21 protein-coding genes, 1 pseudogene and 1 riboswitch are annotated in these 25,144 nt (G+C 39.9%); of the genes and pseudogenes, 14 read left to right on the top strand and 8 right to left on the bottom strand.

All coding sequences use genetic code 11. From position 1 onward, the window contains the following. Positions 1-19: 19 nt before the first annotated feature. From BK575_RS20100 to BK575_RS20070, 6 genes are all read left to right on the top strand, one after another. On the top strand, positions 20-1,759 hold the full coding sequence (locus tag BK575_RS20100; RefSeq protein ID WP_078413137.1) for a 2-oxoacid:acceptor oxidoreductase subunit alpha: 1,740 nt from the start codon (positions 20-22) through the stop codon (positions 1,757-1,759). 1 nt (position 1,760) lies between these two features. Continuing rightward, positions 1,761-2,627, top strand: coding sequence for a 2-oxoacid:ferredoxin oxidoreductase subunit beta (locus tag BK575_RS20095; RefSeq protein ID WP_078413135.1), 867 nt, complete (start codon positions 1,761-1,763; stop codon positions 2,625-2,627). 205 nt (positions 2,628-2,832) lie between these two features. Next, on the top strand, positions 2,833-3,873 hold the full coding sequence (gene tdh, locus BK575_RS20090; protein ID WP_078414890.1) for an L-threonine 3-dehydrogenase: 1,041 nt from the start codon (positions 2,833-2,835) through the stop codon (positions 3,871-3,873). Positions 3,874-4,249: 376 nt separating this feature from the next. Continuing rightward, entirely contained in the window at positions 4,250-5,779 is a 1,530-nt protein-coding gene (gene miaB / locus BK575_RS20085; RefSeq protein ID WP_078413133.1) for a tRNA (N6-isopentenyl adenosine(37)-C2)-methylthiotransferase MiaB, read from the top strand. Between the two features lie 2 nt (positions 5,780-5,781). Further along, on the top strand, positions 5,782-6,213 hold the full coding sequence (locus tag BK575_RS20080) for a YlbF/YmcA family competence regulator (RefSeq protein ID WP_078413131.1): 432 nt from the start codon (positions 5,782-5,784) through the stop codon (positions 6,211-6,213). A 467-nt stretch (positions 6,214-6,680) separates the two neighbouring features. Next, positions 6,681-7,220, top strand: a complete 540-nt coding sequence (locus tag BK575_RS20070; protein ID WP_078413127.1) for an outer spore coat protein CotE — start codon at positions 6,681-6,683, stop codon at positions 7,218-7,220. Between the two features lie 191 nt (positions 7,221-7,411). Here the strand turns inward: BK575_RS20070 and BK575_RS20065 are convergent, their stop codons facing one another. Continuing rightward, positions 7,412-7,696: a hypothetical protein gene (locus tag BK575_RS20065; protein ID WP_078413125.1), complete on the bottom strand. Its 285-nt coding sequence runs from the start codon at positions 7,694-7,696 to the stop codon at positions 7,412-7,414. A gap of 237 nt (positions 7,697-7,933) precedes the next feature. Here BK575_RS20065 and mutS point away from each other — a divergent pair, with 237 nt between their 5' ends. After that, complete coding sequence (gene mutS / locus BK575_RS20060; protein WP_078413123.1) at positions 7,934-10,639, top strand: DNA mismatch repair protein MutS; 2,706 nt, start codon at positions 7,934-7,936, stop codon at positions 10,637-10,639. 63 nt (positions 10,640-10,702) lie between these two features. Here mutS and tnpA read toward each other — a convergent pair whose 3' ends face one another. Continuing rightward, on the bottom strand, positions 10,703-11,188 hold the full coding sequence (gene tnpA, locus BK575_RS20055) for an IS200/IS605 family transposase (RefSeq protein WP_078409725.1): 486 nt from the start codon (positions 11,186-11,188) through the stop codon (positions 10,703-10,705). Between the two features lie 333 nt (positions 11,189-11,521). Here tnpA and mutL point away from each other — a divergent pair, with 333 nt between their 5' ends. Beyond that, entirely contained in the window at positions 11,522-13,426 is a 1,905-nt protein-coding gene (gene mutL / locus BK575_RS20050; protein ID WP_078413121.1) for a DNA mismatch repair endonuclease MutL, read from the top strand. A 258-nt stretch (positions 13,427-13,684) separates the two neighbouring features. On the opposite strand, the pseudogene BK575_RS29525 reads toward mutL, so the two are convergent. The 5 genes and pseudogenes from BK575_RS29525 to BK575_RS20030 all read right to left on the bottom strand — a co-directional run. Beyond that, a pseudogene (locus BK575_RS29525) lies at positions 13,685-13,786 on the bottom strand (ImmA/IrrE family metallo-endopeptidase); the annotation flags it as partial. Beyond that, positions 13,787-15,157, bottom strand: coding sequence for a sensor histidine kinase (locus BK575_RS20045; protein ID WP_169907925.1), 1,371 nt, complete (start codon positions 15,155-15,157; stop codon positions 13,787-13,789). Positions 15,158-15,262: 105 nt separating this feature from the next. After that, a complete protein-coding gene (locus tag BK575_RS20040; protein ID WP_078413117.1) occupies positions 15,263-16,465 on the bottom strand; it encodes a beta-ketoacyl-[acyl-carrier-protein] synthase family protein in 1,203 nt (400 codons plus the stop codon). 445 nt (positions 16,466-16,910) lie between these two features. After that, positions 16,911-16,993, bottom strand: a riboswitch (cyclic di-GMP riboswitch). 252 nt (positions 16,994-17,245) lie between these two features. Then, entirely contained in the window at positions 17,246-17,446 is a 201-nt protein-coding gene (locus BK575_RS20035) for a hypothetical protein (protein WP_078413115.1), read from the bottom strand. Positions 17,447-17,483: 37 nt separating this feature from the next. Further along, on the bottom strand, positions 17,484-17,804 hold the full coding sequence (locus tag BK575_RS20030; RefSeq protein WP_078413113.1) for an aspartyl-phosphate phosphatase Spo0E family protein: 321 nt from the start codon (positions 17,802-17,804) through the stop codon (positions 17,484-17,486). 784 nt (positions 17,805-18,588) lie between these two features. Here BK575_RS20030 and miaA point away from each other — a divergent pair. The 3 genes from miaA (at position 18,589) to spoVK (ending at position 20,976) form a co-directional block, all read left to right on the top strand. Further along, positions 18,589-19,536: a tRNA (adenosine(37)-N6)-dimethylallyltransferase MiaA gene (miaA, locus tag BK575_RS20025; protein WP_078414889.1), complete on the top strand. Its 948-nt coding sequence runs from the start codon at positions 18,589-18,591 to the stop codon at positions 19,534-19,536. A gap of 32 nt (positions 19,537-19,568) precedes the next feature. Beyond that, the gene (gene hfq, locus BK575_RS20020) at positions 19,569-19,793 is read left to right on the top strand and encodes an RNA chaperone Hfq (protein WP_028394464.1); all 225 of its coding nucleotides are present in this window, start codon (positions 19,569-19,571) and stop codon (positions 19,791-19,793) included. 220 nt (positions 19,794-20,013) lie between these two features. After that, positions 20,014-20,976 carry a stage V sporulation protein K gene (spoVK, locus tag BK575_RS20015; protein ID WP_078413111.1) on the top strand — a complete coding sequence of 321 codons (963 nt, stop codon included), beginning with the start codon at positions 20,014-20,016 and terminating at the stop codon, positions 20,974-20,976. 246 nt (positions 20,977-21,222) lie between these two features. On the opposite strand, the gene BK575_RS20005 is transcribed toward spoVK, so the two are convergent. Beyond that, positions 21,223-21,846 carry a trimeric intracellular cation channel family protein gene (locus tag BK575_RS20005; RefSeq protein ID WP_078413107.1) on the bottom strand — a complete coding sequence of 208 codons (624 nt, stop codon included), beginning with the start codon at positions 21,844-21,846 and terminating at the stop codon, positions 21,223-21,225. 186 nt (positions 21,847-22,032) lie between these two features. Here BK575_RS20005 and hflX point away from each other — a divergent pair, with 186 nt between their 5' ends. The 3 genes from hflX (at position 22,033) to BK575_RS19990 (ending at position 25,091) form a co-directional block, all read left to right on the top strand. Next, complete coding sequence (hflX, locus tag BK575_RS20000; RefSeq protein ID WP_235867425.1) at positions 22,033-23,295, top strand: GTPase HflX; 1,263 nt, start codon at positions 22,033-22,035, stop codon at positions 23,293-23,295. Positions 23,296-23,307: 12 nt separating this feature from the next. Further along, positions 23,308-24,576 carry a methionine gamma-lyase family protein gene (locus BK575_RS19995; protein ID WP_078413105.1) on the top strand — a complete coding sequence of 423 codons (1,269 nt, stop codon included), beginning with the start codon at positions 23,308-23,310 and terminating at the stop codon, positions 24,574-24,576. A 113-nt stretch (positions 24,577-24,689) separates the two neighbouring features. Beyond that, a complete protein-coding gene (locus tag BK575_RS19990; protein WP_028394459.1) occupies positions 24,690-25,091 on the top strand; it encodes a MerR family transcriptional regulator in 402 nt (133 codons plus the stop codon). The last annotated feature ends 53 nt before the right edge of the window (positions 25,092-25,144 follow it).

The following is a 25,144-nucleotide window of genomic DNA, read 5'->3' as shown; positions in this document are numbered from 1 at the left end:
ATTTAAAGGGGTGTAAGACATGGTAAAACAACTTTCATGGAAAGTTGGCGGACAACAAGGAGAAGGTATTGAAAGTACAGGGGAAATTTTCTCCATCGCATTAAATCGATTAGGATACTATTTATATGGGTATCGCCACTTTTCATCTCGTATTAAAGGTGGTCATACTAACAATAAAATTCGTGTAAGCACGACTCAAGTTCGCTCGATCTCTGACGACCTTGATATATTAGTAGCTTTTGACCAAGAAACCATTGACGTAAATTTCCATGAGCTTCGAGATGGCGGGATTGTCATTGCTGATGCAAAATTCAACCCGACCATTCCTGAAAGCACTACAATTACATTATACTCTGTTCCATTTACAGAGATTGCAACTGAACTAGGAACTTCGTTAATGAAAAACATGGTAGCAGTCGGAGCATCGAGTGCGGTTCTTGATTTAGATGTTGAAGTGTTCCAGGAAATGGTTCAAGAAATTTTTGGTCGAAAAGGCCAGCAAGTAGTAGATAAAAACCTTGAGGCCATTCGTCGCGGTGCCGAATTTGTTAAGCAACAGGTCGGCGACAATGTACAGACGATGAAGCTTGAAAAAGCGGACGGTCAAAAACGTATGTTCATGATCGGTAACGATGCTATCGCGTTAGGAGCAGTTGCGGCAGGGTCACGTTTTATGCCTGCATATCCTATTACTCCTGCGTCAGAGATTATGGAATATTTAATTAAAGAGCTTCCGAAGCTAGGCGGAACTGTTATTCAAACAGAAGATGAGATTGCCGCATGTACGATGGCCATCGGTGCAAACTACGCTGGTGTTCGTGCATTAACAGCATCTGCAGGACCTGGTCTTTCATTAATGATGGAAGCAATCGGTTTAGCTGGGATTACAGAAACGCCTGTCGTTATCATCGATACACAACGCGGAGGTCCAAGTACAGGTCTTCCTACAAAACAAGAACAATCTGACTTGATGGCGATGATTTATGGTACCCATGGTGAGATTCCAAAGATTGTTATGGCGCCAAGTACTGTAGAAGAGGCATTTTATGATACAGTGGAAGCGTTTAATCTTGCAGAGGAATATCAATGTCCGGTTATCCTTTTAACAGATTTACAGCTTTCTTTAGGAAAACAAACGGTAGAGCCGTTAAAATACGATCAAGTAGAAATTCGCCGCGGTAAGCTTGATTTAAACGCTCAATTGCCTGAAATAGAGAATAAAGGGTATTTCAAGCGCTATGAAGTAACAGAAGACGGTGTATCACCACGTGTGGTTCCTGGTATGCCAAATGGTATTCACCATGTAACAGGTGTAGAACATGATGAAACTGGTAAACCGTCTGAGGCGACTTCAAATCGTAGAGCACAGATGGACAAGCGCCTTCGTAAAACAGAAAACATCAACTTCAAAACACCGGTATACAAAGATGCTAAACATGAAGAAGCAGATCTTTTAATCGTCGGTTTTAATTCAACTCGAGGTGCGATTGAAGAGGCAATGGCTCGTTTAGAGAATGATGGCTTGAAAGTAAACCATGCCCATGTTCGTCTTATTCATCCGTTTCCGGCAGATGAAATCTTGCCTCTTGTTCAATCAGCTAAAAAAGTGGCTGTTGTAGAAAACAATGCAACAGGACAGCTTGCAAATATTATGAAAATGAATGTAGGACACGCTGAGAAGATTTCAAAAGTAGTAAAATACGATGGAAATCCGTTCTTACCACATGAAGTTTATACAAAATGCAAGGAGTTGTTCTAAAATGGCAACATTCAAAGATTTTCGTAATAACGTAAAACCAAACTGGTGTCCGGGTTGCGGTGACTTCTCCGTACAAGCAGCGATTCAGCGTGCAGCTGCTAATGTCGGTCTTGAACCGCAAGATTTAGCGGTTATTTCAGGTATCGGCTGTTCTGGGCGTATTTCCGGCTATATCAATTCTTACGGATTTCATGGAATTCATGGGCGTTCTTTACCGATTGCTCAAGGTGTTAAAATGGCAAACCGTGATTTGACAGTTATCGCTTCAGGCGGTGACGGCGACGGCTTTGCAATTGGTATGGGACACACAGTCCATGCCATTCGCCGTAACATCGACATCACGTATATCGTCATGGATAACCAAATCTATGGTTTAACAAAAGGCCAAACCTCTCCGCGGAGTGAGATGGGCTTTAAAACAAAGAGTACGCCGCAAGGATCGATTGAGTCAGCACTTTCCGTTATGGAACTGGCTTTAACGGCTGGTGCGACATTTGTTGCGCAAAGCTTCTCAACAGACCTTAAAGAGTTAACTTCTTTAATTGAACAAGGTATACAACATAAAGGCTTCTCGTTGATTAATGTATTTAGCCCTTGTGTAACATACAATAAAGTAAATACTTATGATTGGTTTAAAGAAAACTTAACAAGCTTAAGTACGATTGAAGGGTACGATCCAAGCAACCGCAACATGGCAATGCAAACTTTAATGGATAAAAACAGCTTAGTAACAGGGCTTATTTACCAAAATAAAGAGCAAAAATCATATCAAGAGCTGGCACATGGTTACAGTGAAACACCTCTTGTGCATGCAGACTTAGATTTACCTGAAGAACAATTCAAAAAATTAGTGGCTGAATTCATGTAACTACTAAAATCCCGGTTTAAGTGAGATGCTTAAGCCGGGATTTTTTAATATCACAATTTATCCCTCGCTTGTCACAACTAGATGATACTTGCGCTTTTCTGATTTTTTTAGGTAGATATCCTAACTTTTAGTACATGATTTGATCGAACAGAATATGATGTAAATAATAATCATCAGGCATATAACAGGTGGGAGAGTGTTGGCGATGAGAGAGCAAATGAAGGCCATCATGAAACATCATCGCGGGTTTGGTGCAAAATTGGAACTGGTTAACCGTCCTTTAATAAAAGAAGATGAGGTATTAGTAAAGGTGAAGGCGACATCCATTTGCGGAACAGATCTCCATATTTATAAGTGGGATGAATGGGCGCAAAGCCGTGTAAAACCGCCTTATATTTTTGGCCATGAATTTGCGGGAGAGATTGTGGATATCGGAAAGAGAGTGACTCATCTTCAAATAGGAGATCATGTATCCGGAGAAACTCACATAGTATGTGGAAGATGCCTTCAATGCTTAAGGGGAGAATATCATGTTTGTCGACAGACGAGCATCCTTGGTGTCGATATGCCAGGGTGTTTTGCGGAATACGTGAAGATACCAACTGGGAATATTTGGAAAAATCCAGTCGATATGCCTTTTGAACTTGCTTCTATTCAAGAGCCGATGGGTAACGCCGCTCATACTGTATTATCAGGAGAGATTGCGGGGAGAACCGTGGCAGTGATGGGGTGTGGTCCCATCGGGTTAATGGCCATTGGAATCGCTTCTGCAACGGGAGCAGCAAAAATATTGGCATTTGATATAAACGAGTACCGATTGAATTTAGCCATGCAAATGGGGGCAACAGCTGTATGTCATGCTGTAAAAGAGAACCCTGTTCAGCAAGCCTTAGAGTGGACGGATGGAAACGGAGTGGATGTCGTTTGTGAAATGTCAGGGAACCCAGCGGCGATCAGGCAAGGACTCAAGATGGTGACCAATGGCGGACGCATATCCATTTTGAGCTTACCTGCGAGGCCAGTCGAAGTGGATATAACGAATGACATCGTGTTTAAAGGAGTGACCATTCAGGGGATTACGGGGAGAAAAATGTTTGTGACTTGGCAGCAGGTATCACAGTTGCTGCAGTCGGGAAATGTTAAAGTAACACCTCTTATTACTCACCGTTTTCCTATTGAAAAATTTGAAGAGGGATTTGACTTAATGATGCAAGGAAACTGCGGGAAAATCATTTTGCATCCGTAGATAAAGGAATTGATAGTTGTTTCATATTTCAAGTTGAATGATGGGCAGAACTACAGCCATTGACTGGTAAAGGAAAGACCTAGGAATATGTTCATAAGTATGCTATGATAATGAATGGTTCAAAGAAAAAGAGAGGGATTTGTCCTCTCTTTTTCTTTGTATATGCAGCTGTCCTAAAAGTTCTGCACAGACCATAGGTATTATTTTTTATTGAAAGGACTGTCACTATGTCCTTGGTTTTACTGGATTTTCATAACGAGTCTTCTTCAGCTAAATTATTAGCTTCAATCTCATATCCGCTTATTGTTTGTTAGGTTAGGAACATATATACTAAAATAATGTGACGAGTTTTTTTATTGTTGAAAGGAGAAGAAACATGAACGAAAAACAACGTTTAGAAAACACACAAGTAAATCCTTCGGACAAAAAATCCGCCAAGGATTATAGCAAATATTTCGAAACGGTTTACATGCCTCCTTCATTAAAGGATGCAAAGAAACGCGGAAAAGAAGAAGTAAAGTACCATAGTGACTTCAAAATTGATGAGCAATTTAGAGGCATGGGAGACGGCCGCAAGTTTTACATCCGCACATATGGCTGTCAGATGAATGAGCATGACACGGAAGTTATGTCGGGAATTTTCATGGCACTTGGCTTTGAGCCGACAGACAGCGTGGAAGATGCCAATGTCATTCTTTTAAATACATGTGCGATCCGTGAAAATGCTGAAAATAAAGTGTTCGGGGAAATTGGACATTTAAAAGCATTAAAAAGAGAAAGACCGGACTTACTTATCGGTGTGTGTGGCTGTATGTCCCAGGAAGAGTCAGTTGTTAACAAAATTTTAAGCAAGCATCAACATGTAGACATGATTTTCGGTACACATAACATTCACCGCTTGCCATATATTTTACAGGAAGCTTATTTATCAAAAGCGATGGTCGTAGAAGTATGGTCTAAAGAAGGGGACGTTATTGAAAACCTGCCGAAAGTGCGTAAAGGAAACATTAAGGCATGGGTGAACATCATGTACGGCTGTGACAAGTTCTGTACGTATTGTATTGTTCCGTATACTCGCGGTAAAGAACGCAGCCGTCGTCCGGAAGAGATTATTCAAGAAGTGCGCCATTTAGCTGCACAAGGCTATCAAGAAATTACGTTATTAGGACAAAACGTAAACGCATATGGAAAAGACTTTGAAGACATCCAGTACGGATTAGGAGACTTAATGGATGAAATCCGTAAAATCGATGTCGCTCGCATTCGTTTCACAACAAGCCATCCGCGTGATTTTGATGATCATTTAATCGAGGTGTTAGCAAAAGGCGGCAACTTAGTTGACCATATTCACTTACCGGTTCAATCAGGAAGCACGGAAATTTTGAAAATTATGGCTCGTAAATATACACGTGAGCAATATTTAGAGCTTGTTCGTAAAGTTAAAGAAGCGATTCCAACTGTTTCATTGACAACAGATATCATTGTTGGCTATCCGAACGAGACAGAAGAACAGTTCGAAGAAACATTATCACTTTATCGTGAAGTTGGCTTCGACAGTGCTTATACTTTCATTTATTCACCGCGTGAAGGTACACCAGCGGCAAAAATGCAAGACAACGTTCCAATGGAAGTGAAAAAAGAACGCCTGCAGCGTTTAAATGCGGTTGTCAATGAACTTTCTGCTCAAAAATTAAAGGAATATGAGGGGAAAGTTGTCGAAGTATTAGTAGAGGGTGAAAGTAAAAATAATCCGGACGTATTAGCTGGTTACACTCGCAAAAGCAAGCTTGTCAACTTTAAAGCACCAAAATCAGCAATCGGTAAACTTGTTAAAGTGAAAATTATCGAAGCGAAAACTTGGTCTTTAAATGGAGAAATGATAGAAGAAGTCGCAGAGGTGAAATAAAAATGGCAGCATATACAAAAGACGAAATTGTACAACGCGCTCGAGAACTTGCAAAAATGATGGCAGCAACGGAAGAAGTAGAATTCTTTAAACGTGCGGAAGCACAGTTGAATGAAAATCAAAAGGTTCGCGAAATGATTGCCAGCATCAAAAGCTTGCAAAAGCAAGCGGTCAATTTCCAACACTATGGAAAAGTAGAGGCGTTAAAGCAAGTGGAAGCGAAAATTGATGCTATTCAAGAAGAATTAGATGAGCTTCCAATCATTCAAGAATTCAAAGAATCCCAAGTTGTAGTCAATGACTTAATGCAATTAATAGCAAGCACGATTTCCAAACAGGTTACAGACCAAATCATTGAATCAACAGGCGGAGATCTTCTTCGCGGTGAGACAGGCTCTAAAGTGCGTTCAACAAACGGAACCAGCTGTCACTAAAGAAAAGCGGAGGAGACTGTTTAATCTTGAGAGGCGTTGGAACTCTGGCTAGGAAACCGTTTTTTGGTTTCATGGACAGAAGTGAAACGACCGAAAGATTAGGAGCTGGAAGGAAGAAAAGCGGAACGAGCAGGATTAACCTGCTCGTTTTTTATGTTTAAGGCTTTTTTAAACAGTGATGCCAAAAGGTGTTACGTAAAAGAACTTTAATTAAATGAATCGGCAAGGAAATCAGTGGTTTTACTGGATTCTTCATGCCGTTTCATTTGATGGCGTATTCAAAAACGGTACGATCCTCACCGTTTTTGGATGCGCCCCTTTTGGAAAAGTGGTCATTCTTGGCACATGCGAGCATACAATGAAGTATAGCGGTTTTTATGTTTTTTTAGTTTTATTAAACAACCGGCAAACTGGCTATAAAACATGCATACAATGAAATGAAGATTGTTTGAGGAGGGTATGTTCGCATGTCAAATTATAGAGAAATTATTACAAAAGCCGTTGTTGGCAAAGGCAGAAAGTTTACGCAGTCGTCTCATACGATTACACCGCCTAATCGACCAACAAGCATTCTTGGCTGCTGGGTCATCAATCATCGTTATCACGCTAAAAAACATGGAAATGCAGTGGAAGTTGAAGGCACATATGATATTAATACATGGTATTCACACAAAGATAATACGAAAACAGAAGTGTGCACAGAGACGGTTTCTTATAAAGATGTCATTAAGCTTCGTTATAAAGATGAAGATGCGGTCAGTGATGATTGTGAAGTGATTGTCCGTGTTTTGCAGCAGCCCAATTGCTTAGAATGCACCATTTCACCTAATGGCAATAAAGTGCTGGTGCAAGTTGAAAGAGAACTGCTATCGGAAATTATTGGTGAGACAAAAGTGTGTGTGGCGGTCAATCCAGATGGTATAGGTGACGACACGGATGATTTTGATGTTGATGATGAGGAATTTGAGGACTTAAATCCCGACTTTATTTTAGGCGATGAAGAATGATTATCAATGACTTAGGCGGCAAACCCCCTTGATATAGAAGGGGGTTTGAAACCGCCTAAGTTTTTCTTATGTATCGGTTGTATTAAAGTTTAGTGTGGAAAATTGACATCATTCTTTAAAGTGAGTCTAACTATTAAAAAAATCTACCCATGAAGAGTAGATGTCTCTCATACTGCCAAGTGAAGCGATCATTATTCTAAGCAAGTTACTTGCACAGCTTGACCGTTTCGTAAATCTATTACTTCTGTAAGTTCATTGAATTGATTTCCGCATCCGATTCTCACTGTAATAGGCCCGGATTCATATTTAATATCTATAAACTGACCATTTGTTAAAATAACAGGGAAAGTATGGCGCGGAAGACCACAAGTGAAAGTCAATGTTTGGCCTAGGAGTCCAAGTTGCTTATTTCCTGTTACCCCATGTTCTGTCAACTCTTTTAAGTCGATAACTTGAAATGCTGAGTGTTTTTCCATTGTGACTGACTTCTCCTCCCATTAATAGGTTACTATTAGTAAATGATTGAGAAAGGAGATGTGTGTCGGCTTTTGTACAAGAACATAAAAAGTTGGTATAATACCATTATCCCGCATCGTGCGGGCCTAACCAACCATCAGTAGGGGATGAACGACCTCCCCCGCTAATGGAAGTTTCCTTTATTATTTCATGATGAAACTGAATGAAATTTACGATAGATAGCATGGAGGATTCACATGGCAGAATATACGCCGATGATACAACAATATTTGACGATAAAGGCAGATTATGAAGATGCCTTTTTATTTTTTCGCCTGGGCGATTTTTACGAAATGTTCTTTGAGGATGCCGTCAAAGCGGCACAGGAATTAGAAATAACGCTGACAAGCCGTGACGGAGGGCGCATTCCGATGTGCGGGGTGCCGTATCATTCCGCTCCAACGTATATTGACCGTTTAATTGAAAAAGGATATAAAGTGGCTATTTGTGAACAAGTGGAAGACCCGAAAAGCGCTAAAGGCGTCGTGAAACGTGAAGTGGTACAAGTCATTTCACCTGGAACCCTCATGGAGCAGGGCGGGTTAGAAGAAAAAGAAAATAATTACCTTTGTTCGGTTACACAGTTTGAAGATGACACATATGGTCTCGCTTTTTCTGATTTATCGACTGGAGAAAACAGCGTTACGTTGATCACGGGAAGCTGGGAGGAAGCCATTGCTGAAATTTATGCAAAAGAAGTAAAAGAAATTGTGGTAGATGCTAACTTTTCAGGTGAACAGCTCCAGAAGTTACGAGAACGCCAAACGATCACGGTGTCGTTCGAACAGCAAACTTCCAATCTTGAAAGCTTTCAATCTTTAATTGAAAATATTCAGCAGGAAAAGCTTGTTCAGACATTCTCTCGTCTCGTTCATTATTTAGTTCGTACCCAAAAGCGTTCATTAGACCATCTGCAGCCTGTGCAGTTTTATCAAATCAACGAATTTATGAAAATTGATTTATTTTCGAAACGAAACTTGGAATTAACGGAAACCATTCGTACAAAAGGCAAAAAGGGTTCGTTACTATGGCTTCTAGATCAAACGGTGACAGCGATGGGAGGACGTTTGTTAAAGCAATGGATTGATCGCCCATTATTGAATCAAGAGCATATTGAAAATCGTTTGAATATGGTAGAAACACTCATGACCCAATTCTTTGAGCGGGAAGAACTGCGTGAGTTGTTAAAAGAGGTGTACGACCTAGAGCGTTTGGCAGGGCGTGTAGCATTTGGAAACGTAAATGCCCGCGATTTAATTCAATTAAAAAAATCGTTGCAAAATATTCCTGGAATCCAGGAAGTAGTGTCTCGCCTTGGGCATCCTTATGCCCGTGAACTGGCCGAGAAGATTGACCGATGCGAGGAATTGGAAGCTTTATTGGAAAAAGGACTAAAGGACAATCCCCCTCTTTCCATCAAAGAAGGAGACATTATTAAAGACGGTTATCATGATCAGCTTGATCAATACCGCGATGCAAGTAAAAACGGTAAATCATGGATTGCTTCTCTTGAACAGCACGAACGTGAAAAGACGGGCATTAAATCGCTGAAAATCGGCTACAATCGCGTGTTCGGCTATTATATTGAGGTGACGAAATCAAACCTTTCTTCACTGCCTGAAGGAATGTATGAGCGTAAGCAAACGCTGGCCAATGCAGAACGTTTCATCACGCCGGAGTTGAAAGAAAAGGAAGCCCTTATACTGGAAGCAGAAGAACAAATCGTTCAACTTGAGTATGATTTGTTTTTGCATATTCGTGAAGAAGTCAAAGCGTTTATCCCTCGTTTGCAGTCACTGGCAAAAATCATAAGTGAACTGGATGTTCTTCAATGCTTCGCGAAAATCAGCGAAGAGCGCCATTATCGAAAGCCGTCATTCTCAGCTGATGGGAACATCGCTATCCGAAACGGACGCCATCCGGTGGTGGAAAAAGTGATGAATTCTCAGGAATACGTACCAAATGATTGCCACATGAACAGTGATCGCTCGATTTTACTGATTACAGGACCGAATATGTCGGGAAAAAGCACGTACATGCGTCAAGTTGCACTGACGGCTGTGTTAGCTCAAATCGGTTGTTTCGTTCCGGCTGATGAAGCGGTATTGCCGATTTTTGATCAAATTTTTACACGTATAGGAGCAGCCGATGATTTAGTGTCCGGTCAGAGTACATTCATGGTTGAAATGATCGAAACGAAAAATGCCGTAACCAATGCGACTCAATCGAGTTTAATTTTGCTCGATGAAATCGGCCGCGGTACATCTACTTATGATGGAATGGCGTTGGCTCAGGCCATTATTGAATATGTGCATGAGCATATTGGCTGTAAAACATTATTTTCTACTCACTATCATGAATTGACTGTCATGGAAGAAGAGCTAGCCAGCATCAAAAATGTTCATGTCAGCGCCGTTGAGAAAAATGGCAAAGTAGTGTTTCTTCATAAAATCAAAGAAGGGGCAGCTGATAAAAGTTACGGAATCCATGTAGCGGAATTGGCTGAACTGCCGACGCCTTTAATTGAACGGGCACGCATCATTTTGGACAAGCTTGAGAAGCAGGATGAAGCCGGAGCTGATTTGGAAGTCAAGTCAGAAGAAATCGTACAAGTTAAGGCCGAGCAAGAGAGTATTCCGCAAGAAGTGGTGGAAGAAAATCAGCTTTCCTTTTTTGATTTCAGTGAGCGTAAGCAGTCCCTGTCAAGGGAGCCGGAGCTGTCTAAAAAAGAAAAGAATGTGCTGCAGCAGTTGAAAGACTGTGACATTTTGGAAATGACGCCGCTTGAAGCGTTAAATAAAATGTATGAATTGCAAAAGTACCTCAAGAAAAAGTCAAAACCACCCGTGATAACGGGTGGTTTGCTCTACGGCTGGAAGCCTTTGTTACTGACCAAACCCTAAAGGGCTACTGAATGGTTCGCCAGTTGTACTACTTCTACTGGCCAGACCTCAAAGGCCTCCTCCTTACTTTCGTTTCTTTTTCTTTACCTCTTCACCTGTAAATGGATCGATGTATTCCATCATACTTAATTGTTCTGCGACTATATCATCTTGTATTTGATTGCGTATATATTCTTCTATCACCTTCTTATTTCTCCCAACGGTATCCACATAATATCCTGTACACCAAAATTTTCGGTTTCCGTATCTATATTTTAAATTTGCGTGACGATCAAAGATCATTAAACTGCTTTTTCCTTTTAAATATCCTACAAATGAAGAGACACTGATCTTAGGCGGAATACTTACCAACATATGTACGTGGTCTTTACACGCTGTTGCTTCGATAATCTCCACACCTTTTCTTTCGCACAAGGTACGTAGTATTTCTCCAATGTCTTTTTTAATTTTCCCATAAATCACTTGTCTTCTATACTTCGGTGCAAATACGATATGATACTTACAATTCCAAGTTGTATGTGCTAAACTATTAGTGTCTTTTTTAGACATAAAAACTCCTCCGTATGCTGATATTTTGGTTGGCGAACCAAAAATATTTTAGCACCACAGGGGAGTTTTTTTAATACCATGCTGTAAGCTTTTTAGAACCCTAGGCCTAGCCTAGGGTTTTCTTTTCGATAATAAACAGGGGAAACGAGAAGGGGGGGAGGTATTCCCTTTCTCGTTTCCCCTGGCGGAATGGACCGCTGCCTTAAATGGATTAAAACCTGTTATTTTTATTTGACGGTCCATTCTACTTCAATAGTTTTTAATGGTCCAAAAACAAAAAGCAACGATTTTTAAGAACAAGACTAAACAAAATGAAGAGGCGGAGGTGGAACGATGGGAAAGATTGTGCAGTTATCCGATGAGTTGTCTAATAAAATCGCGGCTGGAGAGGTGGTTGAGCGCCCTGCTTCGGTTGTGAAAGAACTGCTGGAAAATGCTATTGATGCCAATAGTACGGTTGTAGAAATTGAGCTGGAAGAAGCGGGACTCTCTAAAATCCGCATTGTCGATAATGGCGATGGAATTGAAAACGATGATTGTTTAACGGCGTTTCAGCGGCATGCTACGAGCAAGATTAAAACGGAAAATGATCTGTTTCGTATCCGTACACTAGGCTTTAGGGGAGAGGCACTTCCGAGTATTGCGTCCGTCTCCGTAATTGAACTGAAGACGAGTACAGGGGAAGGTCCAGGAACTTATTTGAAGCTAAAAGGCGGAGAAGTGATTGTGCATGAGCCCACATCAAGCCGAAAAGGGACAGATATGATCGTTAGTCACCTGTTTTATAATACACCTGCCCGGTTGAAATATATGAAAACGGTCAATACGGAGCTTGGAAATGTGACGGATGTGGTCAATCGCATTGCTATGGCTCACCCGGAAGTATCCATAAAATTGACTCATCAAGGAAGACAGTTACTTTATACAAATGGAAGCGGGGATGTCCGTCAAGTAATTGCCGCTATTTATGGAGTGGGTATCGCCAAAAAGATGAAACCCATCCATATTGATTCCCTCGATTATGAGATTGAAGGGTATGTGGCATTGCCGGAAATCACTCGGGCATCTCGAAATTATATGTCGACCATCATTAACGGTCGATACGTGAAAAATTATCCTTTGCTGAAAGCTGTTCAGCAAGGCTATCATACGCTCCTTCCGATAGGACGTTATCCAATTGTCTTTTTGACCATTAAGATGGATCCGCTTTTAGTTGATGTTAACGTTCATCCATCAAAGCTGGAAGTTCGGCTGAGTAAAGAAGCGGAATTGTTTTCTTTAATCGAAGAAAGCGTCCGTGCCGTTTTTAAGCGTCAACAGCTTATCCCGGAAGTCGCCCCGAAGAAGAAAACGGCCCCTGTGCAGGAAGAACAACAACGATTTAATTTTGAGCATGAGCGGAAGCGAGAAGAGGCAAAGATAGAGACACCCGTGTCTTTTCCATCCTTTTTCTCCATGATGCCAAAAGAGGAGATAGAAGAACCGGTTTCCCAAAAAGTGTATGAGGAGCCCGATACTTCGTACGAAAAGTTGCCTATAGGTGAGTTAGACGATGAGAGTGACTCCGTTGAACTGAAGGAGGAGATCTCCTTTGAAGAAGAGATGGAAGAACCGCGAGCAGCCACGATTATCGAGGATGGGGAGAAACAAGAAAGCCGGGTTCCGCCTATGTATCCAATCGGACAAATGCATGGTACGTATATATTGGCTCAAAATGAAAATGGGCTGTACATCGTGGATCAGCATGCAGCCCAGGAGCGCATTAAGTATGAATATTTCCGTGACAAGTTGGCGAATGTGAAGACGGAAGTTCAGGAATTATTGATGCCAATTACATTGGAGTATTCATTGAATGAAGCAATGGTGGTGGAGGAACATAAGGAAGAATTGGCGAAAGTTGGCGTGTTTTTGGAGGATTTCGGCCACAACAGCTATATCGTACGTTCCCATCCGCAGTGGTTTCCAAAAGGAGAAGAACAGGAAATCATCGAAGAAATGATTCAGCAAGTATTGACTATGAAAAAAGTAGATGTATTGAAATTGCGTGAAGAAGCGGCTATTATGATGAGCTGTAAGGCGTCTATTAAGGCAAATCAACATTTACGTACCGATGAAATTTTCGCTTTGTTGGAAACTCTGCGCCAATCAAGTGATCCTTTTACATGTCCGCACGGAAGGCCGATTATCGTTCATTACTCGACTTATGAAATGGAGAAGATGTTCAAACGGGTCATGTAAACAATTACCGCCAAAACCCTTGATATGATAAGGGTTTTGGCGTTTTTATTTATGTTCTGACCACATTCGTCTTATCCTTGCATCTTGAACGCTTCGGAAAAGCTTTTAATGGATTCACGCTGCATGTTATTCGTGACGTGACTGTATTTATTTAAAGTCATCGTGACATCCAGATGTTCGGAAACGATTCCCCTAATTGAAGCATCACCGTAGCGTGTGCATGCCTCAGATCATGGAATCTAATTCTTTTAAGAACGGCAGCAGCATTTGATTGCCGGCATGGAGCAATACATGACATAACTCATGGCCAAAATCCTCCCATTGAAGCTGGGCAGCAAGGCGCCGATCGATAATTAGGCTCTAAAATATTTCTTCATTAGAATCGATTATATCTGTGAATTCATATTGGGGTAAAGTGATTCTAAATGTTGTGCCGTTTGCATCGCTATGTATAATATTTAGATCACCGCGATGTTCAAAAATGATTTTTTTGCAAAAGGGTAAACCGAGCCCCATCCCGTCTTTCTTGGATGACATGAAAGGATCAAAAATACTTTCCCAATTACTCAAAGGTATTCCTTTACCTGTATCGTGAATGTCAATATGAATTAAGTCACCTGCAAGGTTCGTTTCGATGATAATTTTTTTTTCAATCCGTTCTTTAGGAATCGATTCTATTCCATTTTTTATTAGATTGATGATAACTTGGCTGAGATAGGATTTGTTTACATATGCTTTAAGATGATGATAATTTTTTGAGAACTCAATGGTCGTATCGCAATCATGAACGAGTTGTTGCGATAATTCAATAGAGTTTTTAATGATTGTATTCAAGTTTTCCATTTCCAACTCGATTGCTCGATGTTTAATGTATTCTCTGTAATTTGTAGATATTGTATCTAATTGATCAGCAGCTAAATCGATAAACGATAATAAGGATGGATCTTTCTTAATATCTACTTGGTTCGTTACAATCATTTTTGAGTAACCTTTGATAATGGTCGTGCAATTTTTCACTTCATGAACCAAGCTGGCAGCTAAATTTCCGGTATAATCCATTTTCTTTTGCATCTCAGTTATTTGATGCAGCTGAATAGCTTTATAATGATGGAGCCTAACGAATGCAAGCATGATTAGTGTTGAAAAGATAATAACACCTGCACTGCTAATTAAAATACCTGTATCAGGAAAGAAATTCAAAAGGCCAGGAATAAATACAAAAATAGAGCAAAGAGAGAAGGTACTTAAAAATTGACGCAAGTGAAGATTATGGATTCTTTTCGAAACCACGTATACCAAAAATAATAATAAACCGAGACTGCTGATATGTACTTTATATATGAAATTCAAGTTTCCGTAGACGGGGAAGTAAAAATCAAAGGGTGAATGATGAATATCTCTTACCCCTAAGTACTGAATACCGTAATCAGTCCAGCTAATTACATATACGAATGAACTCCAAATTAATAACCCAATCAATCCTGTTTTTGTAAATACCTTTAAAATGGTTTTATTAATCCAACTGTTTTCCTTTAAAGTAGCTTCTTGCTTATGGATAAGAGTATAGATGACGTAAAAAATAGCTGGGACTGCATAAATGGTAGCGGCCCTAAAAAGCTTAAATAAAAATAATGCAATGTTTTCCGAAAAAACGTCCTTTAAGTACAGAATGCTAATATCAATTTGCCAAAAGCTAATTAACGCCATGTAAATAAAAATAGGAAGAGTCATCTTGACCCCTCTATAAAGATGGAATAAACTTAATCCCAGCATAAGGGGAAGGATGCCTATAACAAAAATTAAAAAGGATACAAACATGCAATCAACCCACTTCAATTAATATTTCTTTATATAGGCGCAGGCATTATTGCCGCCTAATCCATGATTGGTAATGGCGACTTCATTGATGTCTCTATAAACTGTTTCCATCACAATGTTCATGTCTTCATAACCAGATTTATCGGTACGGATTGTCGGGGGAATGAAGCCGTAATTAATACTTAGTAAACTTGTAATAACTTGAAGTACCCCTGAAGCTCCGAAAGTGTGCCCAATCATTCCTTTAATAGATGTGAAAGGTACTTCATGCCCAAATAATTCTAGAGAACAAATTCTTTCGATCGAATCATTTGTCTGCAGGCCGAGTGCTTGGCTATTAATATAGTCCGGAATACGGCCTTTTACAGAATGCTTGAGTGCCTCAATCATTTGTCGGCCTGAAGGATCTGACGAATAAATATTGACACCATCATTATTTGAAATGATAGAATCAATTTCGCCTAAAATGGTTGCTTTTCTTTTTAATGCATCAGTTTCCCTCTCCAAAATTACAACTCCTGCTCCTTCGGCAATGGAAAAGCCTTTACTTTGTCTGGAAAAGGGAGCGGCTCCTTCTTCTAAACTTTGGTTCAAAGGGAGTTGACGCATTTTGGCAAAAGCATAAACGGTAGCATTACAAAGAGGAGCATCCACCCCACATACAACAGCAACATCAATGAGTCCATTCTTTAAGTATAGCATAGCTTCTTCCATCGCTTCCAAGCCGGCTGTACATCCTGTCGAAATGGTTCTTACTATTCCTTTTACTCCTATAAAGTGTGCAATAGCCGATGTAATGCTATGGAAGTTAGCGTGGTGTAAAAAAGTAAGGGGTACTTTATGTAATTCTTTTTCATTAGAATGCTGAATACCGGCTCGAAAATCCCCATCGGGTTCATCTCCAATAGAAGTTCCTAGAAAGAAACCCACTCGATTTACATACAAATCGGATTCAATGGATAGATTAGCCTGTGAGATGGCTTCTTTTGCAGCAGCTATTCCTAGAATAGTAGTTCTTGAATATCTTTTAAATTCTCTATTAGTTTCAAATTCTTCAATTCCTTCTGTTACCCTTCCGATAATAGTTGTATTATTGTTATTAAAAAATTCGGAACTTAATTCTAACCCATGTGTTCCTTCTTTTAAGCTTTTTAGAAATTGTTCAGAATCCCCTGAAGTTGGGGCTTTTACCCCGTATCCTGTTGTGACTATTTTATCCATAAATTCTGTTTCTCTCCACAAATAGTTATATTTAGATGCGCTTCCATTTTATAAAATTGAGGACTATTTTTCCATAGGTAAGTAGTGTTTTAGAAATATTAATAGATTATTAGTTATTTTATATATAAATCCACATAAATAATTTAACATGGGCAAAAAGCGCCCATATCATATTATTTACGCATAAGCGGCTGCCAAGCTCCCTTGCGGGTTCTTGCCAGCCGCTTATACGAGAACCTTTGAGAACCTATTCAAGATGCAGAGACCCCAAAATCCTAAAGAGGAATGCCTTTGAATAAAAAAGATTAATAGAATTATAGATATAAAAATAAATATCATTTATATAAATATTTAACTGGTAAAAGCAATGGGGCTGACCCAGAAGGCACATTGCGTACCTTCTGGGTCAGCCCCACAAAGTTTAGGTTAAAATTCATTTCTTTTCCTCGGTAACTCGGCTACCATTACAATTGCTTTAGGCCCGTGGCTTTGCGTCCCTATCTTTCGATAGGTTTGCCGTTATCATAGGATATTTACATTAAAATAAATATATTTATATTTTATCATAGAGATTGTGTAATTAATAGGTATTAAGAATTAGCAATTGATTCTAAAGACCTTGTATAAGAAGGGATTATTTTGGGTGAAACAATAAGGGTTACTTTACATGTATCTTACCAATTCATCATTTTTAGAAAGTATGTCTTTCAAAATGGAATATAACATGGCAGAAGTTTTGCTCCGCCGGGAGATAGTGATTTTTAAGGAAATCCACCTCTTTTATTTAGATTCCATAGTGCGATATTTTTTGTAAGCAATACTATTTTGAATACTTATAAAAAGCAAAAATAAGCCTGCAAGAATTAAAAAGAAAGTGGATATAAGACTTGAATCAGGATAACTTACATATGCGTTAAGAAGGGCCAAAAAGGCCATCAGGATTCCTATAGAAATCCTATAAAGGTATTGGTTATTTTTCATTATAAAGCTCCTTTGTTTATTTTAGCCAGGATGTTTTCTAACCAATGTTTTTTAACTTTTGATACTGAATGATAATTTGATCGAGTTTTGTTGTTGCCTCAATCGTTTTATCATGTTGAAACCCTTTTTCTATCCAAAGCTCCATGAGCTCTTCTTTTAATATATTAATTAACTTTAAGAGTTGTTCTTCGTAGTATGCTTTTAAAAGGGACTCTAATTTAATCGAAAGTTCCCTATATTCCGAACTGCTTGGTCCTTTTTGGACAAAAATTTTGCTTAAATCTATTCTAAGATTAAATATTTGCTGCATTAATAGTTTCATTTTCTCGCCTGGAACTTGTTCATGTGCTATCATCATTCACCTCATCAGGTAGTCGATTTTTATAAATAAAGGTTTTGGAGACATGATGATGTCAGCTGGAGAGTTTTATCCATTGATGGACAAAAAATCTCCATGGATGGAAGAATCTTTATGTAAATTATTTCTAGATATTCCAAAACCTCAACGATAATATCACGTGGATTTTTTTATGGGAACATAGAAAATAAAAGTAAAATAATTTCAAAAAGTCGTACAAAATATTGATATAAGAATTTTTCTTTAACATAATTAAATTATTAGATGTCAGACTTTGCAGATAACCATTTTTTATTTCGAAAGAAGTTTAAACGAGTAAGAAGAATTATATTACAGAAGTAATATTAATGAAAAAAAATATTTTGATAATTGTCCATTTGAGAAAGTTAAGAAGAAGTTAGCAGGGTAGGAATAACGGTTCACATGTACATGGGTGAAAATGAGAAGCGGTTGTAATTAAGCGGAGGCAACTGCAACCGATAAAAAGCCCTTTTCATCGGCTGCAGTCTGTATGTACGTTATTTTCTTTTTCTATCAATGGGGGGCTTACTGCCTGTTAATGCGGGATAAATGAAAATATGTGATAATAGAAAAGGTATGATGATTCTCATCTGTTCATAGGCATACGTCAAATAAGTATAAGACCGAATAAAGGGGCTATCCATTCTCTTAATGGAGGAGGCGTTATGCACCATTACAATTTTTTGATGAACAGGTTGAATAGCTTATTAAAAAATGGGCATGATGAGATGATGGAAACAAAAAAAGAAAGTAGTGTTGCATGTTGGGAGAGAAACAAAAGCTGGTGGTGTTGATTGGTCCAACGGCTGTTGGGAAAACAAAATTAAGCATTGAGCTGGCGAAGGTATTGAATGCAGAAATTATTTCCGGTGATTCCATGCAAATTTATCGGGGAATGAATATTGGTACAGCCAAAATTACGCAAGAAGAAATGGAGGGTGTGCCACATCATTTAATTGATATTAAAAATCCCGATGAATCATTTTCGACAGCTGATTTTCAACAGCTTGTCCGCGAAAAAATAGAAGAAATTGCAGCTAGGGGACGCTTGCCAATGATTGTAGGTGGAACAGGCCTGTACATTCAGTCTGTTATCTATGATTACGAATTTGCTGATCGAGAAAGCGAATCTCTCATCCGTGAGCGGTTAGAACATGAGGCGGAAGAAAAGGGGATGGATGTCCTCTATGAGCAATTGAGGCGAATTGATCCTGTCAGTGCCGAAAAAATACATATTAACAATAAACGCCGTGTCGTTAGAGCGCTTGAAGTATATAAAACAACCGGCAAGCCATTTAGTGAGCATATCGCCTCGCAACAGCAAACCCTTTTATATGATGTGGCGTTGGTAGGGTTAATGATGGAGCGCGGGCAATTGTATGCCCGTATCAACGAACGTGTTGATATTATGATGAAACAAGGATTGTTGGAGGAAGTAAAAGGATTATACGAAGAGGGGATTCGCGACACCCAGTCAATTCAAGCGATTGGGTATAAAGAGCTCTATCAATATTTAGAAAATCGTTTAACATTGGATGAAGCAATCGAACAATTAAAGCAAAATTCCAGGCGTTATGCGAAGCGGCAACTGACGTGGTTTCGCAATAAAATGCCTGTCCAATGGTTTGATGTAAGCGATGGTTTATCAGATGGAAAGTTCCATGAAATTTTTACATACATTGCAGGAAAGATTCGTCTAGAAGCGAATTAGTATGACGATAGAGAAAAAGAGGAGGCCGACCGATGAAACAATCTATTAACATTCAAGACCAATTTTTAAATCAATGTCGTAAGGATAATGTCTATGCAACAGTATTCTTACTTAACGGTTTTCAGTTAAGAGGATTAATTAAAGGATTTGACAATTTCACAGTGCTGTTAGAATCTGAAGGCAAACAGCAGTTAATTTATAAACATGCAATTTCTACATTCGTGCCGACGAAAAATATTACGGTCGAATTAGAATAGAAAGCGGTATAAAAAGGGTCCTGTCCAATGCGCGGGATCCTTTTTTGTGTCCTGGAACATTCTTATACATATCCGCGAATCCCTTTATCATACAATGTAAAGATAACCTATGGTTAAATTCCCCCGTTGATGTAGAAGAGTTCAATAGATTGACTAGTCATCCGCAGCCACTTTCACCTGACGCACAAAAGGATAGTGGAAGAATGAGAGGTGAATGCTTTTGGAACGGCCTATTAGGTTAAAAAATAACGGGCAAATCAATATCGTCCTCAATAATGAAAGTAAAAAGGAAAAAAAGATATCGACGACCATCGTTTCATCTTCAATAAAAAAGGAAGAGTCCGTACAGCATGAAGCCCTCAAGGAAATTGAAAAAGAGTTGAGTACACTCGTTGGACTAGAAGAAATGAAGAAGACGATACGGGAAATTTATGCCTGGCTGTATGTGAATAAAAAGCGTGAAGAGGAAGGGTTGAAAACAGGAAAGCAAGTGTTGCATATGATGTTCAAAGGAAATCCGGGGACTGGAAAAACAACGGTCGCAAGGTTGCTAGGCAAACTGTTTTTTAACATGAATGTCCTCTCAAAAGGCCATTTAATTGAAGCCGAGCGTGCAGACCTGGTGGGCGAATACATTGGCCATACCGCCCAAAAAACGAGAGACCTTATTAAAAAGGCATTAGGAGGCATTTTATTTATCGACGAAGCCTATTCGCTGGCAAGAGGCGGGGAAAAGGATTTCGGCAAAGAAGCGATTGATACACTCGTCAAGCATATGGAGGATAAAGGGAATGAATTTGTTTTAATATTAGCTGGTTACTCAAGGGAAATGGACCAATTTTTATCCTTGAATCCCGGTTTGCAGTCACGGTTTCCCCTTGTTATTGATTTCCCCGATTATACGGTCAATCAGCTGATGGAAATTTCAGAGCTTATGCTAAAAGAGAGAGAGTACACTTTGTCAAAAGAAGCGGAGTGGAAACTACGTGATCATCTTACAACGATTAAAAACCAAATGCCGTTTACATTCAGCAACGGGCGATATATCCGAAACATTATCGAGAAGGGTATTCGGACTCAGGCGATGCGTTTACTCATGAACGAATCGTACAGGAGAGAAGATTTGCTTATCATTAAAAGCATTGATTTAATCTTAGGCGAATCGTCGGGGAAAACGAATTAAAAAGCAGGGACATGTCGAATGGGAAACCTCCATCCGACATGTCCCTGCTTTTTTATAGAAAGTACTGGTGTCTAGCTCCAGCACCTAGCTTAGCACGGGAAAAGATGATTGCCCGCATAAGGCAAAAAGCGTATACGGGGTCAATCCCTATTTCCTTGGGTCCACAGGATGTGGATCATGCTGACGTTGCCGCAGGACGCGGCGTTCTTAGTCGGCCTTCTTTGAACGAGGTGCTTGCGCTTTTCTTTATAGAGAAGTATTTCTTTTATTAACACCGAGTGATTTAATTGGCAGACTCCAACTATACATATACGAGCACATGCGCAGCACCACAATGATGACGCAGAGAGAATACAGTTCAAACGGGGATTTTGCAATTCCTAGTCCTACTGCACCTCCTGCAATAATGGCCCATACAGCATAAATCTCTTCTTTTAACACGGTTGGTTTTCGCCCTGCCAGCAAATCGCGGATGATCCCGCCGCCGCTTCCTGTCAGAACAGCTGCAACAATAGATGCACTTAACGGATGGCCCATTTTAGCAGCGAACAATGCGCCTTGAATAGCAAAAGCGGCCAATCCGATGGCGTCGAAAAAATTCCCCCATTTGTTCCAATGCTTCAATAAATTATGTGGAAATAAAAAGACGGCTGTCATCGATAAAAGGGCAATCTGAAATAACATTCCCTGTTCCCAAAGAGCAGACATTGGTACTCCAAGTAATAAGTTACGAATGGCTCCTCCTCCGAATGCAGTGACAATACCCAATATATATACACCTAAAATGTCATATTCCTCTTCCATCGCAATAATGGCTCCGCTGACAGCAAAAGCAATCGTTCCAATGATGCTCAAAACGTCCCAAGTCATGGCTCATACCCCTTATGTCGAATAATATATGTAAACCATTTCAAATTTTAAAGAGATTATGCATGAATTTCAATCTTTTTTTTCAGGAAAAAAGCCCGCAACACTAAACGTTTCTGGAGAATTCATTTTCTTTTTGGTATGATAGGGATAGTTTGCCACTCTTAATAGTAAAGGAAGGAATTTTATTTGGTCATTGAACTGAAAAAAGAAAAAGAAACAGCCATTTTAGTAGGGTGTCAATTGAATCAGCTTGACGATCTGCGTTTTGAATATTCAATGGATGAACTAGCGTCTTTAACCGAAACGGCCCAGGCAGAAGTGCTTGTCAGGACGTCGCAAAAGCGTGACAGGGTTCATCCTTCTACATATATCGGAAAAGGAAAGGTAGAAGAGCTTATTCAATTGGAAGAAGAACTTGAACCTGACCTCATTATTTTTAATGATGAGCTATCACCGAGTCAGATTCGAAATCTATCGGAGAAATTGGAGGCGCGCATCATCGATCGCACCCAGCTCATACTGGACATTTTTGCACAGCGTGCCCAAACAAGAGAAGGGAAACTTCAAGTAGAGCTGGCTCAGCTGGAGTATTTGTTGCCGCGATTAGTTGGCCAAGGAACAGCGCTTTCACGTCTTGGAGCAGGAATTGGAACGAGAGGGCCGGGTGAAACGAAGCTGGAAAGCGACCGCCGCCATATCCGCCGCCGTGTGGATGAAATCAAAAATCAGTTAAAAACCATTGTGCAGCACCGTGAGCGCTATCGTGAGCGCCGAAAGCGAAATTACACGTTCCAGGTGGCGATTGTGGGATATACGAATGCAGGAAAATCGACGTTGTTTAATCGCTTGACGGCTGCCGGAATCTATGAGGAAGATCAGCTGTTTGCCACTCTTGATCCGACGACGAGAAAATATGTGCTGCCATGCGGCTATCACGTATTGCTGACAGACACGGTCGGTTTTATTCAAGATTTGCCGACCACTCTTGTCGCGGCATTCCGCTCGACTTTAGAAGAAGTAAGAGAAGCGGATTTTATTTTACACGTCGTTGATTCAGGGAATCAAGATTACTTCAATCACGAAAAAACGGTTCACAAGCTTTTGGATGAATTGGAAGTGTCGTCGACTCCAATGCTTACGGTTTACAATAAACAAGATATTCAACATGCCGACTTTGTGCCGACAACGAACCAGTCGATTTCCATGAGCGCGTTAAACAGTATGGATTTAAAGAAACTCGGAATGACGCTTGAACATTATATGAAACAAAATATGAAACGTTACGATTTACTCGTTCCAGCAGATGAGGGAAAATTGCTCGCCGCTTTAAAGGGTGAGACTATTATTGATTTTATTCAATTCAATGAAGAGAAAAATCTGTATATTTGCCAAGGGCATGTCGATGAGAACCATCCCATTTTTTCGCAGCTAAGAGAGTATGATAATTAAAGGAGATAGAACATGTTTGACCAGTTAAAAAACGGGGAAGCCATTGCAGCTGTAGCGAAAGAAGTACAAATACAAATTAAAGGCGTACATGATCAAATTGACGAGGTAATTGAAACCAATCAATTTCGTGTGCTCAAAAGTTTTCAGCAAAACAAGGTAAGCGATTCCCATTTTAATCCTTCCACGGGATACGGATATGATGATGCGGGGCGCGATACTCTTGAGAAGGTGTATGCTGATGTATTTGGAGCAGAGAGCTGCCTTGTTCGCCCCCAAATTATTTCAGGAACACATGCCATCGGAATTTCATTGTTTGGCGTGCTGCGTCCGGGTGATGAATTACTTTATATTACAGGGAAACCATATGACACATTAGAAGAAATTGTAGGGATTCGCGGATCGGGTGTAGGATCGCTTCGTGAGTTCAATATTAGTTACCGTGCAGTGGATTTAACGAACGAAGGACGAGTGGATTATGAGGCTGTAAGAGAAGCCATTCATGAACATACAAAAATGATTGGGATTCAACGTTCAAAGGGATATGGGGTCCGCCCTTCCTATACGGTAGAAGAAATTGCAGACATGATTCAATTCGTTAAATCAATTAAACACGATGTGATTGTATTTGTAGACAACTGCTACGGGGAGTTTGTGGAAATAAAGGAGCCTACTCATGTGGGAGCCGATTTGATGGCTGGCTCGCTTATTAAAAATCCGGGCGGCGGCTTAGCGAAAATCGGTGGATATATAGCGGGGAAGAAAGAGTTAGTGGACGCTTGTTCCTATCGCATGACGACTCCTGGAATTGGAGCTGAAGCAGGGGCTACTCTCTACAGTTTACAAGAAATGTACCAGGGATTTTTCTTGGCTCCCCATGTTGTCGGCCAGGCTCTAAAGGGTGCGGTCTTTACATCAGCCATGCTGGAGAGAATCGGCTTAAATACGGAGCCGAAATGGAATGATAAGCGAACAGACTTAATTCAATCCGTTCAGTTTGATGATCGTGACAAAATGGTCACATTTTGCCAGGCGATTCAATATGCTTCTCCTGTCAATTCACATGTGACGGCATACCCTGCCTATATGCCAGGATATGAAGATGATGTCATTATGGCGGCAGGAACTTTTATTCAAGGAGCCAGTCTTGAACTGACAGCCGACGGGCCTATTCGCCCGCCGTATGTAGCTTATGTTCAAGGAGGATTAACATACGCACATGTAAAAGTCGCCATTTGTTCAGCGATTGATCGTTTAATCGAAAACAGGTTGGTCGGCTTATAAAAAAAATCATATTTCCTATGTATAGAAAAATATGTAAGAAAACATAACATTTTATTGACAGAAAACCTAACATGGAATAAAATGAAAATAAGTTAAGCGAAGGAGGAACAGAGATGGGTGACAATATTAGACGTAATATGCCGTTATTTCCAATCGGTATTGTCATGCAATTAACGGAGTTATCCGCTCGTCAGATTCGCTACTACGAAGAAAATGAGTTGATTGCTCCCGCAAGAACAGAGAGCAACCGGCGCTTGTTTTCTTTCAATGATGTAGATAAACTATTAGAGATTAGAAATTTAATCGAACAAGGCGTAAACTTGGCAGGGATCAGGAAAATATTCCAAGTTAAAGAAGAAGAAGGTAATATTCTTCCGAATGAGCCTATAAAAGAAAATAACAAAGAACTTTCTGATGAAGAATTGCGTAAACTTCTTCGTGCAGAATTGATGCAAGCAGGACGCTTCAACCGCGCCGCTTTAAATCAAGGAGATATCTCTAGATTTTTTCATTAGGATATATGTATGCTTCAAATGGGAGTATACTAATCAATATATTTGAGTTGATT

Origin of the sequence: Priestia abyssalis (assembly GCF_002019595.1) — a bacterium.
In the GTDB taxonomy this organism is placed as follows: Bacteria; Bacillota; Bacilli; order Bacillales; family Bacillaceae_H; genus Bacillus_BA; species Bacillus_BA abyssalis.
The sequence above is the reverse complement of the archived record's forward strand: the minus strand, read 5'-3'. Positions and strand labels throughout refer to the sequence as shown.

What these genes read in the sequence shown, in the direction of transcription:
- BK575_RS20070 (WP_078413127.1), top strand. Translation starts at nt 6,681, where the DNA reads ATGTCAAATTATAGAGAAATTATTACAAAAGCCGTTGTTGGCAAAGGC.
- BK575_RS20030 (WP_078413113.1), bottom strand. Translation starts at nt 17,804, where the DNA reads ATGATGATAGCACATGAACAAGTTCCAGGCGAGAAAATGAAACTATTA.
- BK575_RS19990 (WP_028394459.1), top strand. Translation starts at nt 24,690, where the DNA reads ATGGGTGACAATATTAGACGTAATATGCCGTTATTTCCAATCGGTATT.
- hfq (WP_028394464.1), top strand. Translation starts at nt 19,569, where the DNA reads ATGAAACAATCTATTAACATTCAAGACCAATTTTTAAATCAATGTCGT.
- BK575_RS20080 (WP_078413131.1), top strand. Translation starts at nt 5,782, where the DNA reads ATGGCAGCATATACAAAAGACGAAATTGTACAACGCGCTCGAGAACTT.
- BK575_RS20035 (WP_078413115.1), bottom strand. Translation starts at nt 17,446, where the DNA reads ATGAAAAATAACCAATACCTTTATAGGATTTCTATAGGAATCCTGATG.
- mutS (WP_078413123.1), top strand. Translation starts at nt 7,934, where the DNA reads ATGGCAGAATATACGCCGATGATACAACAATATTTGACGATAAAGGCA.
- BK575_RS20095 (WP_078413135.1), top strand. Translation starts at nt 1,761, where the DNA reads ATGGCAACATTCAAAGATTTTCGTAATAACGTAAAACCAAACTGGTGT.
- BK575_RS20005 (WP_078413107.1), bottom strand. Translation starts at nt 21,846, where the DNA reads ATGACTTGGGACGTTTTGAGCATCATTGGAACGATTGCTTTTGCTGTC.
- BK575_RS20040 (WP_078413117.1), bottom strand. Translation starts at nt 16,465, where the DNA reads ATGGATAAAATAGTCACAACAGGATACGGGGTAAAAGCCCCAACTTCA.
- tnpA (WP_078409725.1), bottom strand. Translation starts at nt 11,188, where the DNA reads ATGTCTAAAAAAGACACTAATAGTTTAGCACATACAACTTGGAATTGT.
- mutL (WP_078413121.1), top strand. Translation starts at nt 11,522, where the DNA reads ATGGGAAAGATTGTGCAGTTATCCGATGAGTTGTCTAATAAAATCGCG.
- BK575_RS19995 (WP_078413105.1), top strand. Translation starts at nt 23,308, where the DNA reads ATGTTTGACCAGTTAAAAAACGGGGAAGCCATTGCAGCTGTAGCGAAA.
- tdh (WP_078414890.1), top strand. Translation starts at nt 2,833, where the DNA reads ATGAGAGAGCAAATGAAGGCCATCATGAAACATCATCGCGGGTTTGGT.
- BK575_RS20045 (WP_169907925.1), bottom strand. Translation starts at nt 15,157, where the DNA reads ATGACTCTTCCTATTTTTATTTACATGGCGTTAATTAGCTTTTGGCAA.
- BK575_RS20100 (WP_078413137.1), top strand. Translation starts at nt 20, where the DNA reads ATGGTAAAACAACTTTCATGGAAAGTTGGCGGACAACAAGGAGAAGGT.
- BK575_RS20065 (WP_078413125.1), bottom strand. Translation starts at nt 7,696, where the DNA reads ATGGAAAAACACTCAGCATTTCAAGTTATCGACTTAAAAGAGTTGACA.
- miaB (WP_078413133.1), top strand. Translation starts at nt 4,250, where the DNA reads ATGAACGAAAAACAACGTTTAGAAAACACACAAGTAAATCCTTCGGAC.